Here is a 13,730-nt window from a genome sequence, read left to right as displayed (position 1 = left end):
CCATCAGAGATGTGTATAAGAGACAGGATCTACACGGTCGCCGCCGATTACAACTTCGGCCAGCTCTCGGGGGACTGGGTGAAGATCATCGCCGAGGAACACGGCGCCGAGGTCGTCGGCGAGGAGTACGTCCCCCTCGAGGAGTCCCAGTTCGGCTCGACGATCAACAACATCCAGTCGGCGGAGCCCGACTTCGTGATGTCGATGCTGGTCGGCCAGGACCACTCGGCGTTCTACGAGCAGCGCCTGGCCAGCGGGCTCACCGATATCCCGATCGGCACCTCGACGAACATGGCCCAGGAGCGCGAACACCTGCGGATCGATCCGCCCGCCCTGGAGGACGTCTACGCCGGGGTCAGCTACATGGAGGAGCTGCCGACCGACCGCAACGCGGACTTCGTCGAACGCTACTACGAACGGTGGGACGACGCGGAGTACATCAACCAGGAGGCCCAGAACAACTACTTCTCGGTCTACCTCTACAAGGAGGCCGTTGAACGCGCAGGGACGTTCGAGCAGGCGGCCGTGATCGAGGCCCTCGAGTCCGGACTCGAGACCGAGGCTCCGGAGGGCGATGTCAGACTCGACCCCCAGACACATCACATGGAACACAACATGCGCGTCGCACACGCCGACGAGAACCACGAGATCAGCTTCGACGAACCGCGAACGATCGAGCCGGTCTTCCTCCGGGAGGCCGGCTGCGATCTGACCAGCGAGGCGGAACGGACGCAGTACGAACCAGGAGCGTTCTACGAGGTGGTCTGAGATGCTCGAGCTACTGAACTTCGGCTTCGAGTTCGTCGAGATCTTCGCGTTCATCGTGCTGGCAACGGTCGGGCTGGCGGTGATCTTCGGGATGATGGGGATCATCAACCTCGCCCACGGCGAGTTCATCCTCGTCGGGGCGTACGCGACGACGTTTACTTTCGACGCAGGGCTTCCGCTCCCGCTGGCGATGCTGGCGGGCGTCGTCCTGACGGCGGTCTACGGGCTCGTCCTCGAGCGACTGATCATCCGGCACCTCTACGGACGCCTGCTCGACTCGATGGTCGTCACCTGGGGGATCAGCCTCGTGATGATCCAGCTCACGCGAATCGTCTTCGGCAACACCGCTCCCGGGATCGGGATCCCGTACGGACAGCTCCCGGTCGTCGACGGTCCCATCTACTACCTCGTCCTCGCGGTCGTCGCGGTCGGGGTGCTCGGCGGGCTGTACGCGCTGTTCACGTGGACCGACTTCGGGATCCGCGCCCGGGCGACCATGCAGGACGAGACGACCGCCCGCAGCATGGGCGTCGACACCGATCGGATGTACATGACCACGTTCGCCGTCGGCTCGGGTCTGGCCGGCCTCGCGGGGGCGCTGTACGCGCCCGTGATGACGGTCACGCCGGAGTACGGCACCGGCTTCCTGATCGAGACGTTCGTCGCGGTCGTCGTCGGCGGCGCCTCCGTCCTCGTCGGCACCGTCCTCGCCAGCGGCCTCCTCGGGACGGTAAACGCTGCCGTGACGAACGTCGCCGGCACCTTCATGGGACAGGTCGCGATGCTGATCGCCGCGATCGTCGCCATCCGGCTGATGCCCGAGGGGATCACAGGAATGCTCGCCGACTGGCGCGAGAGCCGAGGTGAGAGCCAGTGAGCGTCGGATCGGGCGATGGCCCGCTCGCCGCCGTCCGCCGACCGCTCGAGGGACCGAACACGATGGGCAACTCGTCGGCGTTCTGGCTCGGCCTCGCGGTCGCCGTCGCCGTCCTCGCGGCACTGCCCGTTCTCTTCGGGCTCTACGCCGCGGAGGTCGGCTCCGTGTTTCTCGCCTACGCCCTGCTGGGGATGAGTCTCGCCTTCATCTGGGGCTACTGCGGCATCCTCAGCTTCGGGCAGGTCGCCTTCTTCGGCGTCGCCGGCTACGCCTTCGGCATCGTCGCGATCAACGCCGCGACGCTGACCGGGTTGACGCTCGCCGTTCTCGCGGCGCTCGGCGTCTCGACCGCGTTCGCCGCGGCGCTCGGCTACTTCATGTTCTACGGCGGCGTCCGGGACGTCTACGTGACGATCCTCACGCTCGTCGTCGCGCTGGTGCTGTACACCTTCATGGGCCAGACCGCGGGCGGCGAGTGGGCGATCGGGGACGCCCGGCTGGGCGGCTTCAACGGCATGAGCGGAGTGCCCGATCTCGCGATCGGCGTTGGCTCGACCGGGGTCGAGATCGGACCGCTCGGTCACTACTACGTCACGTTGGGAGCGCTCGTGGCGACCTACCTCGGGCTGCGCGCGCTCGTCAACAGTCGGTTCGGCTACGCGATGGTCGCGACCCGCGAGGACGAGGATCGGACGGCGATGTTCGGCTACGACACGACGTTCGTCAAGCTCGTCGTCTTCACGATCGGCGGGGCGATCGCCGGCCTCGGCGGCGTGCTGTTTACCACCCAGAACAACTACGTGGATCCGAGCGTCTTCGGCATCACCGCGGCCGCCTTGCCGGTCGTCTGGGCCAGCGTCGGCGGCCGGACCTCGCTGCTCGGTACCGTCGGCGCCGCGCTCGCGATCCAGTTCGTCGACTACCGGCTCGCGCTCTCGGGCAGCGAGTGGGCGCTGGTGCTGATCGGCTCGCTGCTAGTGTTCGTCGTGCTCGTGATGCCGGAAGGGGTCGCCCCGCGGCTCCACGAGTACGTCCTCGAGTACCGCGAGGACGCCGATCCGTCGCCCGTTCCACGGGACTCGTCCGCGGCCACCGAGGAGGTGAGCGACTGATGGCGACGAGCGACCCCACCGTCAAAACCGCGCCGGCGGTCGACGAGACCGGTCCGGACTCCTCGCGGATCCTGCAGACGCGCGGCCTGCGCAAAGCGTTCGGCGGACTCACCGCGACCGACGACGTCGACTTTGCCCTCGAGGCGGGCGAGCTGCGCTGTCTCATCGGTCCCAACGGGGCCGGTAAGAGCACGTTCCTCGATCTGCTCACGGGTCGGCTCGAGCCGACCGCCGGGAAGATCTACTACGACGGCGCCGACATCACGGGGCTGCCGTCTCACGAGCGGGTCGACCGCGGGATCAGCATGAAGTTCCAGGTGCCGAGCGTCTACGAGGGACTGACCGTCGCGGGGAACCTGCGGATCCCGCTCCAGCGGGTCGTCGAGCCCGACGCCTTCGACGCCCGCACGCGCGAGATCCTCGAGCGCTTCGACCTGCTCGCCGAACGGGAGACCGTCGCCGGAGAACTCTCCCACGGCCAGCAACAGCGGCTCGAGATCGGGATGGCGATGGCGATGGAGCCGAACCTGCTGTTGCTGGACGAGCCCGTCGCCGGCCTCTCGGTCGAGGAGACCGCAGACATCGCCGACCTGTTGCGGGAGATCGCCGACGACGACGGCGTCGCGGTGATCGTCATCGAACACGACATCGACTTCGTCGAAACGATCGCGGATCGCGTCACGGTCCTCGACGGGGGCTCGATCTTCCGGGAGGGCTCGATCGAGGAGATCAGGACCGATCCCGAAGTGAAGCGGATCTACCTGGGGGAGGATCGCTGATGCTCGAACTCACGGACCTGCACGCGTCGTACGGTAAGACGCCGATCCTCCGCGGCGTCGACGTCGACGTCGACGCGGGAGAGATCGTCGGAATCATGGGCAAAAACGGCGTCGGCAAGACGACGCTCGTCAAGGCCGTCATGGGTCTGCTCGAGGTCGACGACGGACGGATTCGGTTCGACGGGACGGACGTCACCGACGAGCCGGCTGACGTCCGGGCTCGCCGCGGGATGGGATACATTCCGCAGGGACGGGACGTCTTTCCGGAGCTCACGGTCGCGGAGAACCTGCGGATCGGCGAGACGATCAACGAAGGCGACGACCGACTGCAGTACGAGGCCGTCTACGACTACTTCCCGATTCTCGAGGAACGTCGCGACCAGGAAGCCGGGACGATGAGCGGCGGCCAACAGCAGATGCTCGCGATCGGCCGCGCGCTCGTCGGCAACCCCGAACTCCTCCTGCTCGACGAACCGTCCGAGGGTGTCCAGCCCTCGATCGTCCAGGACGTCACGCGGAATCTCCGACGGGTCAACGAGGAGCTGGGAACGACGATCCTGTTCGTCGAGCAGAACCTCCACGTCGTCCAGCACCTCGCCGAACGCTGTTACGCCATCGACAAGGGAACGATCGTCGACGAACTCGAGGGCGACCGGCTCGACTCGCGGGAAGCGGTCACTGAGTACCTCGCGGTCTGAGTCGGCTCGCCTCGAGTCGTCGGACGAACCGTCGACTCAGGAGAACCGCGCGGCGACGTCGGCCTCGGTGATGATCCCGACCGTCTCGCCGGCTTCGGTAATCATCACGGCCTTGTAGTGCTCGAGCAGGTTGCTGATCTCGTCTAACGTCGCGTCCTTCGAGACGGTCGGAAAGCTCTCGCTCATGTGCCCTTCGATCGGCTCGTCGCGGGCCTCGGAGTCGAGGTGGACGAGGCCGCTCTGGCTGATCGACCCGACCGGGATTCCGTCCTGGATCACCGCGAGCTGGGAGTACGCCTCCTCCTCCATCTTCCGGGCGGCCTCCTTGACGGGCTCGTCGGGGGCGACGCTGACGACCGCCTCGTTCATCAGGTCCTCGGCGCGGACGACGTCGCTCTCGGCGGTCTCGAGGGCGTTGACGATCCGCCGCAGCGTCGAGAGCCGCGGGTCGACGTCGCCGCCCTCGATCCGGGCGATCAGGGGCTGGGAGACCTCGGCGGTCTCGGCGAGCTCGCTCTGGGTCAACCCGAGTTCGGTACGGCGCTGGCGCAGGTCCGCGGGCGTCGGTAGCTCCATACGATCCAATAACTAAGGGTTATAGAAAGGTGTTTGGGTGGTGATCGACGGACACGAGAGAGGAGACGCCCGCGACGTCGCTCGCGGACGCGGTCGCGGCTACTCGTCCTCGGGCGTCTCGACGATTTCGACGACCGACAGCGGGACGTCCCGCAGGGCGCCCCCGACCTCGCTCTTTGCGATCCGGGAGGCGTGTTCCTCGCTGTCGGCGTTGTACACTTCCATCTCGAGGGCGAGTCCGACGAGGGCGGTATCGGCCGCGACGAACGCCGAGTCGAACGGTTCGCCACAGGCCGGACAGCCCGTCGCGCCGACTTCGACCTCGACGTAGTCGAGCCCCTCGTTGTTGAGTCGCTTGCCCGCTTCGCTGACCGCGACGCCGATCGCGTCGTCGATCTCGTCGACGTCACGCACCAGCCACGCTGCTTCCATCGCGACGAGGTAGTTTCCCATACCGGATGGTCGGTCCGGGGGGTTTCTTGCTTTGCGGTTCCGGGTCGTCCGGAGCCGACGGCGCGCACGGGAAGCCGATAATCCCGATACGTTACGAGAATCGGCCGGATCGATTCGACCCAGGATAGTCGAATCCCGACCTCGAGGCACACTCGGTTGGTCGATATTCAAGTCAGCTTTAATCGCAAGACTGCGTCGACCCGATCCCGAACGAACGACCATTATACTCTCCGCTCGGCAGGAACACTTATATACTACCTCGGTCTCCCAACGGGTGAACGCCGATGAAAACCCGCGCGTACCACGCGACGCTGTTCGCACTGTACCAACTCAGCATCGTCGTCGGCATCTTCGTGATGCCGCTCGCGATGGCGACCCGCCAGGCCGGCTACACCCTCCCGATCCACCGCGTGATCGAAACCGTCGGCGAGGCCTACGACGACGTCAGCCAAGAGTGAACTGAGGATCGTTTTCCGCCCGACGGCGCCGTCTCCCGTTCTCGAGCGGCGGCGCCGAGGAACCGCCGGTACCGGAAACGAGGGTTGTTACCGCCGATGTTTTATATGGTCCCGGCCGTAACTTTCGGTCAATGCGTACGCCTACTCACGACTCGGACTTTTCCCGAACGAGCGAGCAGCTATCGGCCGAGACGAACCCCTACGAGCCCGAAGTCGGCTCGCTACCGCGAAACGACCTCTCGACCGCCGACCTCGACAACGTCAACAAGACCGGGACGACCACGATCGGCATCACGACCGCCGACGGCGTCGTCATCGCGACGGACATGCGCGCCAGCCTCGGCGGCCGGTTCGTCTCGAACAAGAACGTCCAGAAGGTCGAGCAGATCCACCCCACGGCCGCGCTGACGATGGTCGGCAGCGTCGGCGGCGCCCAGTCGTTCATCTCGAGTCTCCGCGCCGAGGTCAACCTCTACGAGGCCCGCCGCGGCGAGCACATGAGCATGGATGCGCTCGCGACGCTCGCCGGGAACTTCGCCCGCGGCGGTCCGTTCTTCGCCATCCACCCGATCCTGGGCGGCGTCGACGCCGAGGGCAGCCACGTCTACAGCATCGACCCCGCCGGCGGCGTCATGGAGGACGACTACACCGTCACCGGCTCCGGGATGCAGCTGGCCTACGGTCACTTAGAGCAGGCCTACGAGGACGACATGTCCAACGACGAGGCCAAGACCGTCGCCGCGCGCAGCATCAAGTCCGCCGCCGAACGCGACACCGGCTCCGGCAACGGCGTGTTCCTCTGTGAGATCACCGAGGAGGGCGTCGACATCCACGGTCACCACGACTTCGAGGAAGTCATATAAGCGAACCGCCGTTCGGTCCGCCGTTTACCGTTCTTCTCGTGTTCTCGAGTCCCACCGACGACAGGAGCCAGCCACGGCTCCGTCCGCCGGATCGGGATAACAGTTATACTGTCAGTTGTTAGTTGATAACACATGGCGGAAGGCTACAATCTCGAGAGCTACGAGGCGGCCCGCGAATCGTTCGACTGGACGGATATCTACACCGAGGCCGACTGGGACGCTCCCGAGGAGATCAACGTCGCCCACGAGGTTTGCGACCGCCACGTCGCGGGCGGGGATCGGATCGCGCTCCGACAGGTCGGCGTCGACGGCGAGTCACGCACCCTCACGTTCGAGGAGCTGGCCGAGCGAACGAACCGGTTCGCGAACGTCCTCGAGGAGTGCGGGATCGAACGGGGCGAACGGGTGTTCTCCTACATGCCTCGGATTCCCGAACACTACATCGCGCTGGTGGGAACGCTCAAGCGCGGCGCCGTCTTCGGCGGGGTCAACGAACGGTTCGGACCCGACGGGATCTCCTATCGGCTCGACGACTGTGACGCTTCCGTCGTCGTGACGACGAGCGACAACCTCGAGACCGTCGAGGACGCCCTCTCCGAGGCGCCGTCGGTCGAGCACGTCCTCGTCGTCGATCGGAGTGAGGGAGTCGGCGAGCGGATCGACCTCGAGGACGCGCTCGCGGAGGCCGACCCCGAGTACGACACCGCCCGGACGGGCGGCGAGGACGACGCCCTGCTGTACTACACGAGCGGGACGACGGGGCCGGCGAAGGGCGTGTTGCACAAACACCGCTGGGTAACGGGGGTCGCGGCGACCCAGCGCTTTGCGGCCGACCTCCGCGAGGACGACGTCTACTGGTCGACCGGCGACCTGGGCTGGCTCACCGGACCGATCAACACCCTGGGCGCGTGGTTCTGGGGGACCGAACTGTTCACGTACGAGGGCGAGTTCGATCCCGAGACCTGGGCCGACCTGCTCGACGAGTACCCGATCACGGTGTTGTTCAGCGTCCCGACGGCCTACCGGATGCTCCGGGAGAACGAGGGCGTCCTCGAGGGCTGCGATCTCGATCTGCGTCACGCGCTCTCGATCGGCGAACCGCTCTCGGCGGGCGTCGTCGAGTGGGGCGAGGACGTCCTCGGCGTGACCGTCCACGACACCTACGGCCAGACCGAGACGGGCAACATGATCATCAACAACTACCCGGCGATGGAGCTGCGGCCCGGCAGCATGGGAAAACCGCTTCCCGGAATCACCGCCGACATCGTCGACCCCGAGACGGGAGAGGTACTCGAACCGGGCGAGACCGGCGAGATTGCCCAGCGTGGCGACTACCCCTGTTTCTTCGCCGAGTACTGGCGGAAACCCGAGAAGACCCGGGATTGCTTCGTCGACGGCCCCGATGGTGAGTGGTACCTCTCGGGCGATCTGGCCCACAAGGACGAGGACGGCTACTTCTGGTTCGAGGGACGGGCCGACGACGTCATCATCTCCTCTGGGTACCGGATCGGTCCCTTCGAGGTCGAGAGCTCGCTGGGCGAACACGAGGCCGTCGCTGAAGGAGCAGTCGTTCCCAAACCCGACCGCCAGCGCGGGACGATCGTCAAGGCCTACGTCGTCCCCAGCGAGGGAACGGAGCCCTCCGAGGCGGTAAAAGAGGACATCAAGACCTACGTCCGCGAGGAGCTCTCGGCCCACGAGTACCCCCGCGAGATCGAGTTCCGCGAGGAGCTCCCGAAGACGGTGACCGGAAAGATCCGACGGACCGAACTACAGGACGACGCAGTCGAGGAGGCGGACGCAACCGAAACGGCCTGAGAACGCTCGGAATCGACCCGTCAGTCGCTTCGCTGGGTCGCCTCGAGTTCGGCCTCGCGGTCGTCGAGTTCGGGGGTCTCGATGCGCTGTGCGCGGCCCGTCTCGCTCGAGCGGTAGATCGCGTCGATCACGCGCTGGACGGTCAGCGCCTCCTCGACGGTGTTCGTCTCGGGCTCGACGCCCGCGGCGACCGTCTCGAGGAATCGGGCGTCCTGTTCCTGGTGACCCGTCAGCGAGGCGTCGCCGGTGAGACTGACGTCGGCGTAGTGGTCACAGCCCGCGGTGCCGGCCTCGAGGATCTCCATGTCCGTCGCGCCGATGTCGAACTGGGCGCCCGCGTCGGTACCTCGCACGCGGAAGTCCATGCTCGGCTCGCGGTTGGTCGCCCAGGCGGCCTCGAGCGCGATCGTCCGTCCGTCCTCGCAGCGAACGAAGGCGCTGACGGAGTCGTCGACCTCGTAGGACTCGGCCGTTCCGTCCCAGGCGTCGCCGAACCCGTCGGGGTCGGCGTAGTCGTCGTCCATCCCGAACGTCGAGCGGGCGACGCCGCTGACCTCGACGACTTCGGGGAAGTCCATCGCGTACAGCGCGAGGTCGATCGCGTGGACGCCGATGTCGAGCAGCGAGCCGCCGCCGGCCAGGTCGGCGTCGGTGAACCACGAGCCGGGGCCGGGCACCCCGCGCCGTCGAACGTAGTTGGCCTCGACGTGAGTAAGCTCGCCGAAGCGGTCGCGTTGCTCGTCGAACATCGCCATCGAGGCGGCGTGGCGGTTGTGGAACCCGACCATGCAGATCCCCTCGGCCTCGGCCGCGGCGTCGGCGATTCGCTCCGCGCTCTCTACGGTGTGGGCGAGCGGTTTCTCCACGAGGACGTCCCGACCCGCCTCGAGGGCGTCGACCGTGATCGGCTCGTGAAAGCGGTTCGGCGTCGTTACGATGACGGCGTCGACGTTCTCGTCGGCGACCAGCCCCTCGTGGGTCTCGTAGGTTGCGGCGTCGAACTCGGCGGCGAACCCCTCCCGTTGTCCCTCGACGAGGTCGGCGCCGGCGACTACGTCCGCGCCGAACTCCTCGACGTTTCGGGCGTGGAGGTGGCCCATCCCGCCGAGACCGACGACGCCGACGCCGATGTCCGCTTCGATCACCGAGAAACCCCCCGTTTCTCACCCGTCGTCTCAGTTTCTGTACCGAAAACCCCGAATTTCGCCGTCGTTTGCGCGCGGTTCCAATTCATACCGGAACGCGGGCAGCGATTGAGATAAGTATTGTGTCCCGGAAATCTGTACGGCGAGGCTCATGTACGCTTCGGTACAGTACCATCGGGTGTGACCACCGACAGATACTACGGGTATTCCGACGTTACTACCGAACGGGACGTTCCGTCGCGGGAAATCGTCCGTTGATCGCGGCGGAGCCGAAACCGACCGGGCCAGCTAAGAACCTGTGGGCGGGAGCACCCGTCGATGGTCGCAGTCACGATCTGGAACGAGTTCCGACACGAACGCGAAGACGAGGACGCCGCCGCGGTCTACCCCGACGGGATCCACGAGGCGCTCGCGGACGTCTTCGCGGACGCCCACGAGGTGCGGACGGCCACCCTCGACGAGCCCGACCACGGGCTCACCGAGGACGTCCTCGAGGCCACCGACGTCCTGCTGTGGTGGGGCCACATCGCCCACGACGAGGTCGCCGACGAGGTCGTCGACCGAGTTCAGGAACGGGTTCTGGAGGGGATGGGGCTGATCGTCCTCCACTCGGGACACTTCTCGAAGGTCTTCAAGCACCTGATGGGGACGACCTGTAACCTCCAGTGGCGCGAGGACGGCGGTCGCGAGCGACTGTGGGTCGTCGACCCCGGACACCCGATCGCCGACGGGCTCGAGGAGTCGATCGAACTTCCGACGACGGAGATGTACGGCGAGCCCTTCGACGTCCCCGAGCCCGACCGCCTGGTCTTTACGAGCTGGTTCGAGGGCGGCGAGGTGTTTCGCAGCGGCTGCTGTTACCGGCGCGGGAACGGCCGGATCTTCTATTTCCGCCCGGGCCACGAGACGTACCCGATCTACGAGAACGAGGCGATCCAGCGGGTCCTGCACAACGCCGTCGAGTGGGCGAGTCCGCGTGCGGGCTCGCCGCGGACGTTCGGCGAGCGGGAGTAAGATCGCTCAGCCGCTTCGACGGGTATCGACGAGTTCGACGGTGACCTCGAGGTCCGTCCCGGTCGCGGACGCCAGGCGCTCGCGAACCGCGTCGGCGAACGCCGGCGGCTCCGTCTCGCCGGGCGGTCGCTCGACGAGGACGACCGCCGACGGTCGGTCTCCGGTGTAGACGTCCACGGGGTCGTAGTCGACGTCGACCTCGCGAAACGCCAGTTCGGCGACGGCGGGATCATCGCTCATCGCCTCGAGCTCGGTCCGAACGTCGTGTTCGACGGCCGCGGCCTGGTAGGTGCCGTAGGTGGCGCCGCCGAGGACGACCGAGAGCACCGCGATCGCGACGAGGAGGACGGCGACGCGGGACCGCAGTCGACCGTAGGCGGAGTCCACGCGGTCCGCGCGGCGGGGACGGTACCCCGAAACCCACAGCAGGAGCAACGCGGTAAGGTTGATCGAGAGCAGGTTGACGAGGACCAGCGCGCCGGCGGTGAGGACGACCGTCGGGTGTCCCCAGGCGATACCCAGTCCGACGGTCGCGGCGGGCGGAACGAGCGCGACCGCGATCGCGACGCCGACCAGCGCCGATCCGACGTCGCGGACGAGGCTGACGACGCCGGCGATCCCGGATCCGAGGGCGAGAAACAACGCGAGCAGATTCGGCGTCGTCCGTTCGTCGATCTGCGGAATCGTCGTGATGTCGAGCCCGGGCGGGAGCAACATCGTCCCCCGGAGCGCCCACCCGATCGCGGCGGCCGTCAGGACCGCGAGGGCGAGCCCGGCCGTTTGCAGGACGACCCCGCGGGTGGCCAGGTGATCGTCGTCGACCACGACGCCGACGCTCGCCGAGAGCGCGGGCCCCATCAGCGGCGCCACGACCATCGCGCCGATGATCGTCGCCGCCGAGTCGAGCAGTAATCCGGCGGTTGCGATGGCGGCGCTCACCAGGAGCAACGCGAAGTACGTCGACGCGGCGGGTGCGAGGTCTGTCGCTCGCGACTGCAGCTCTTCCCGAGAGATTCTCGTCCCGTCGAACGCGGCGGTCAGCTCGTCGGTCCTGTTCGAGACGATCGCCTCCGCAGCCGTGACCACGGCGTACGCGTCCGGATCCAGCCCGGCGTCCCGAAGCGCCGAGAGCAACGGTTCGACGGCGGCCGGCGGGACGGGAATCGAGACGAGGGCCTCGAACTCTCCCCGGCTGCCCTCCTCGGAGACGGCGTAATCGAGACCCGTCGCGTCCGCCGTTTCGAGGACGACCTCCAGTTCGCCGCGAGGAACGAACACCTGTACGAGTCGCATACCCCACATACGTCGGTCTCGGGGATAGCCTGTCCTCACGGAACGGTGACGGTTCGTGCGACGAGAACGGACCGGATCCGGCTACAGCTCCTGGCGCCCCTCGTCGGTGATCACGCTCTCGAGCAGGTCGATCGGCGTCGCGTCGTAGGAGGGGTTCTCGATCGCGAACCCCTCGGCGGGCTCGGACATCACCTCGCTGCCGGGGCGGTGCTCGTTCTCGAAGACGAACCCCTCGCCGACGATCTTCGAGGCCGAGCCGACGACCGTGACCGGGACGTCGAGCTGGGCCGCCGTCGCGGCGATGGGGAACGTTCCGACCCGGTTGTACAGCGTCTCGTCGACGATGCAGTCCATCCCGACGACCACCCGATCGCAGTCCTCCAGGTAGAGACCGTGGGCGCTGTCGGTGATCAGCGTCGCGTCGACGCCCTCCAGGTCGGCGAGCGTCCGGGCGGTCTTGCGGCCGATGTAGCGCGGTCGGGCCTCGGTGATGTAGACGTCGAACTCCTTGCCGGCCTCGACGGCCCGCTCTACGGCCTCGAGGACCGTCGAGGAGTAGTCGTGGGTCAGTAGGGTCGCGCCGTCCTCGAGGTGGGAAACGGCGTTCTTGGCGGCCAGCTCCTTTCCGGATTCGACCCGGGAGACGACCGCGTCGATTCGCTCCTGGGTGAGCTCTTTGGCCTCCGCGACCGTGTCGACGTCGGCCTCGGTGACGTCGTCGACGACCTCCCGCACGGCGTTTTGCAGCGAGGCGTGGGAGGGGTTCGCCCGGCGCAGCACCGAGCCGTTGCGCTCGAGGGCGCGCTCGTACTCCTCGAGCGTGGCGAACTCCCGCTCGAGGAGTTCCTCGAGCGCTCGCGTCGCGTTTACCGCGACTACCGAGGAGCTGTGCGTCTGCAGGTCCTTGATCTCCTCGACCGTCTCGTCGATCATACCTCTACGGATTCCCGTAACGGCAAAAGGTGTTCCGGGTATTCCGCGAGACGACGACGGGATGGGCGCTGCTCCCGTCAGTCGAACTCGAAGCTCCGAACCAGTTCGTCCGCGATGCGCTCGCGAAACTCCGCGAGGACGGTGTCGAACTGCTCGGTGTCGTCGACCGCGGCCCGGACGTCCCCGACGCGCTCCTCGGGAAGGTCGATCCGGAACTCGCGGTCGCCGACGTAGACGGGCTCGCTCTCGCTCAGGACCTTCCGGTCGATCGCGCGGAGGATCTCGGAGTCGTACCTGCCGTGGAGCTGGTTGTACGCGTTCGAGTACGCCGTCTCGAGCTCCTCGAAGTAGTGGACGTACTTCTCCTCGAACTTCTCGGGGTCGAACTCGGTCACGGGCGGTCCTCGGGGAGCGAGCGAGTAAACGGTTCGGAACCGCGGACCCGTCGGGAGTCCTCGAGCGACGACCCCTCGAGGGCGAGTCGGGTTTCCCGCAGGCTTACGTCCGCGAGCGCCCTAGGACCGTCGATGACCGTCACCGTCCGTTACACCTGTCCCCACTGCGACGCGGTCCACAGCCTCGAGCGCCCGCCCGACCTCGCGGATCGATCGGTGACGACGGTCTCACAGCCGGGCTGGGAGTACGCCGCCCCGGACGACCCCGAGCGCGAGGACGCCGACGGGATCGCCTTCGTCTGCGGCGAGGACGGCCCGACGACGGATCTCGAGGGCGAACCCGTCGAGGGCTGTGGGCGTCCCTTCTACCTCAATTTCGTCAGGTACGAGCAGGGGGTCGAGCTCGAGCCCGATCCGCCGACCTACGGCGGCCCGCGGTTCGATTTCAACGCGTGAATCGCCTCGGGGTCGAGCCCCGTTCTGGACGGACGACGAGGGAGTCCGGCGAGTGGACTGCGAGCCTGGAACATCCGCCGCTCGGGAACCAC

At 67.0% G+C, this 13,730-nt stretch carries 17 protein-coding genes; 10 read left to right on the top strand and 7 right to left on the bottom strand.

The window, feature by feature from the left end; all coding sequences use genetic code 11:
* From C492_RS17305 to C492_RS17285, 5 genes are all read left to right on the top strand, one after another.
* Positions 1–768 (top strand): ABC transporter substrate-binding protein (locus C492_RS17305; RefSeq protein WP_152424941.1); only part of this gene is annotated, 768 nt, incomplete at its 5' end.
* Position 769: 1 nt separating this feature from the next.
* The gene (gene urtB / locus C492_RS17300) at positions 770–1,645 is read left to right on the top strand and encodes an urea ABC transporter, permease protein UrtB (protein WP_008426004.1); all 876 of its coding nucleotides are present in this window, start codon (positions 770–772) and stop codon (positions 1,643–1,645) included.
* On the top strand, positions 1,642–2,757 hold the full coding sequence (locus tag C492_RS17295; RefSeq protein WP_008426002.1) for an ABC transporter permease subunit: 1,116 nt from the start codon (positions 1,642–1,644) through the stop codon (positions 2,755–2,757). The genes urtB and C492_RS17295 overlap by 4 nt, the downstream gene beginning before the upstream one ends.
* Positions 2,757–3,536: an ABC transporter ATP-binding protein gene (locus tag C492_RS17290; RefSeq protein ID WP_008426000.1), complete on the top strand. Its 780-nt coding sequence runs from the start codon at positions 2,757–2,759 to the stop codon at positions 3,534–3,536. The genes C492_RS17295 and C492_RS17290 overlap by 1 nt, the downstream gene beginning before the upstream one ends.
* Positions 3,536–4,234 carry an ABC transporter ATP-binding protein gene (locus tag C492_RS17285; RefSeq protein WP_008425999.1) on the top strand — a complete coding sequence of 233 codons (699 nt, stop codon included), beginning with the start codon at positions 3,536–3,538 and terminating at the stop codon, positions 4,232–4,234. Before C492_RS17290 ends, C492_RS17285 begins: the two co-directional genes overlap by 1 nt.
* A gap of 36 nt (positions 4,235–4,270) precedes the next feature.
* On the opposite strand, the gene C492_RS17280 is transcribed toward C492_RS17285, so the two are convergent.
* Positions 4,271–4,810 carry a CBS domain-containing protein gene (locus C492_RS17280; RefSeq protein ID WP_008425996.1) on the bottom strand — a complete coding sequence of 180 codons (540 nt, stop codon included), beginning with the start codon at positions 4,808–4,810 and terminating at the stop codon, positions 4,271–4,273.
* Between the two features lie 99 nt (positions 4,811–4,909).
* On the bottom strand, positions 4,910–5,263 hold the full coding sequence (locus C492_RS17275; protein WP_008425994.1) for a DUF555 domain-containing protein: 354 nt from the start codon (positions 5,261–5,263) through the stop codon (positions 4,910–4,912).
* A 284-nt stretch (positions 5,264–5,547) separates the two neighbouring features.
* Here C492_RS17275 and C492_RS24745 point away from each other — a divergent pair, with 284 nt between their 5' ends.
* The 3 genes from C492_RS24745 to C492_RS17265 all read left to right on the top strand — a co-directional run bounded on the left by C492_RS24745 (position 5,548) and on the right by C492_RS17265 (position 8,402).
* On the top strand, positions 5,548–5,721 hold the full coding sequence (locus tag C492_RS24745; protein ID WP_008425993.1) for a hypothetical protein: 174 nt from the start codon (positions 5,548–5,550) through the stop codon (positions 5,719–5,721).
* 131 nt (positions 5,722–5,852) lie between these two features.
* Positions 5,853–6,584 carry an archaeal proteasome endopeptidase complex subunit beta gene (gene psmB / locus C492_RS17270; protein ID WP_008425991.1) on the top strand — a complete coding sequence of 244 codons (732 nt, stop codon included), beginning with the start codon at positions 5,853–5,855 and terminating at the stop codon, positions 6,582–6,584.
* Positions 6,585–6,716: 132 nt separating this feature from the next.
* Positions 6,717–8,402, top strand: coding sequence for an acyl-CoA synthetase (locus tag C492_RS17265; RefSeq protein ID WP_008425990.1), 1,686 nt, complete (start codon positions 6,717–6,719; stop codon positions 8,400–8,402).
* A gap of 20 nt (positions 8,403–8,422) precedes the next feature.
* On the opposite strand, the gene C492_RS17260 is transcribed toward C492_RS17265, so the two are convergent.
* Complete coding sequence (locus C492_RS17260) at positions 8,423–9,547, bottom strand: Gfo/Idh/MocA family protein (protein WP_008425988.1); 1,125 nt, start codon at positions 9,545–9,547, stop codon at positions 8,423–8,425.
* A gap of 318 nt (positions 9,548–9,865) precedes the next feature.
* Between C492_RS17260 and C492_RS17255 the strand changes: the two genes are divergently transcribed.
* Positions 9,866–10,561, top strand: coding sequence for a ThuA domain-containing protein (locus tag C492_RS17255; protein ID WP_008425987.1), 696 nt, complete (start codon positions 9,866–9,868; stop codon positions 10,559–10,561).
* Positions 10,562–10,567: 6 nt separating this feature from the next.
* Here the strand turns inward: C492_RS17255 and C492_RS17250 are convergent, their stop codons facing one another.
* From C492_RS17250 to C492_RS24295, 4 genes are all read right to left on the bottom strand, one after another.
* Positions 10,568–11,854, bottom strand: a complete 1,287-nt coding sequence (locus C492_RS17250) for a TIGR00341 family protein (RefSeq protein WP_008425985.1) — start codon at positions 11,852–11,854, stop codon at positions 10,568–10,570.
* Between the two features lie 81 nt (positions 11,855–11,935).
* Positions 11,936–12,787, bottom strand: a complete 852-nt coding sequence (locus tag C492_RS17245; RefSeq protein ID WP_008425983.1) for a translation initiation factor eIF-2B — start codon at positions 12,785–12,787, stop codon at positions 11,936–11,938.
* Positions 12,788–12,864: 77 nt separating this feature from the next.
* Complete coding sequence (locus C492_RS17240; RefSeq protein WP_008425982.1) at positions 12,865–13,182, bottom strand: DUF5783 family protein; 318 nt, start codon at positions 13,180–13,182, stop codon at positions 12,865–12,867.
* Positions 13,179–13,325: a hypothetical protein gene (locus C492_RS24295; RefSeq protein ID WP_160167006.1), complete on the bottom strand. Its 147-nt coding sequence runs from the start codon at positions 13,323–13,325 to the stop codon at positions 13,179–13,181. The genes C492_RS17240 and C492_RS24295 overlap by 4 nt, the downstream gene beginning before the upstream one ends.
* On the opposite strand from C492_RS24295, the gene C492_RS17235 reads away from it, so the two are divergent.
* Entirely contained in the window at positions 13,315–13,638 is a 324-nt protein-coding gene (locus tag C492_RS17235) for a hypothetical protein (protein WP_008425979.1), read from the top strand. The two genes, C492_RS24295 and C492_RS17235, sit on opposite strands and share 11 nt — an antisense overlap.
* Positions 13,639–13,730: the final 92 nt, after the last annotated feature.

The organism is Natronococcus jeotgali DSM 18795, from assembly GCF_000337695.1.
Classification (GTDB): Archaea; Halobacteriota; Halobacteria; order Halobacteriales; family Natrialbaceae; genus Natronococcus; species Natronococcus jeotgali.
The sequence above is the reverse complement of the archived record's forward strand: the minus strand, read 5'-3'. Positions and strand labels throughout refer to the sequence as shown.

Excerpts from the sequence above, each read along its gene's own strand:
- C492_RS24745 (WP_008425993.1), top strand. The coding sequence starts at position 5,548 with ATGAAAACCCGCGCGTACCACGCGACGCTGTTCGCACTGTACCAACTC.
- psmB (WP_008425991.1), top strand. The coding sequence starts at position 5,853 with ATGCGTACGCCTACTCACGACTCGGACTTTTCCCGAACGAGCGAGCAG.
- C492_RS17290 (WP_008426000.1), top strand. The coding sequence starts at position 2,757 with ATGGCGACGAGCGACCCCACCGTCAAAACCGCGCCGGCGGTCGACGAG.
- C492_RS17285 (WP_008425999.1), top strand. The coding sequence starts at position 3,536 with ATGCTCGAACTCACGGACCTGCACGCGTCGTACGGTAAGACGCCGATC.
- C492_RS17275 (WP_008425994.1), bottom strand. The coding sequence starts at position 5,263 with ATGGGAAACTACCTCGTCGCGATGGAAGCAGCGTGGCTGGTGCGTGAC.
- C492_RS17280 (WP_008425996.1), bottom strand. The coding sequence starts at position 4,810 with ATGGAGCTACCGACGCCCGCGGACCTGCGCCAGCGCCGTACCGAACTC.
- urtB (WP_008426004.1), top strand. The coding sequence starts at position 770 with ATGCTCGAGCTACTGAACTTCGGCTTCGAGTTCGTCGAGATCTTCGCG.
- C492_RS17235 (WP_008425979.1), top strand. The coding sequence starts at position 13,315 with ATGACCGTCACCGTCCGTTACACCTGTCCCCACTGCGACGCGGTCCAC.
- C492_RS17245 (WP_008425983.1), bottom strand. The coding sequence starts at position 12,787 with ATGATCGACGAGACGGTCGAGGAGATCAAGGACCTGCAGACGCACAGC.
- C492_RS17265 (WP_008425990.1), top strand. The coding sequence starts at position 6,717 with ATGGCGGAAGGCTACAATCTCGAGAGCTACGAGGCGGCCCGCGAATCG.
- C492_RS17255 (WP_008425987.1), top strand. The coding sequence starts at position 9,866 with ATGGTCGCAGTCACGATCTGGAACGAGTTCCGACACGAACGCGAAGAC.
- C492_RS17250 (WP_008425985.1), bottom strand. The coding sequence starts at position 11,854 with ATGCGACTCGTACAGGTGTTCGTTCCTCGCGGCGAACTGGAGGTCGTC.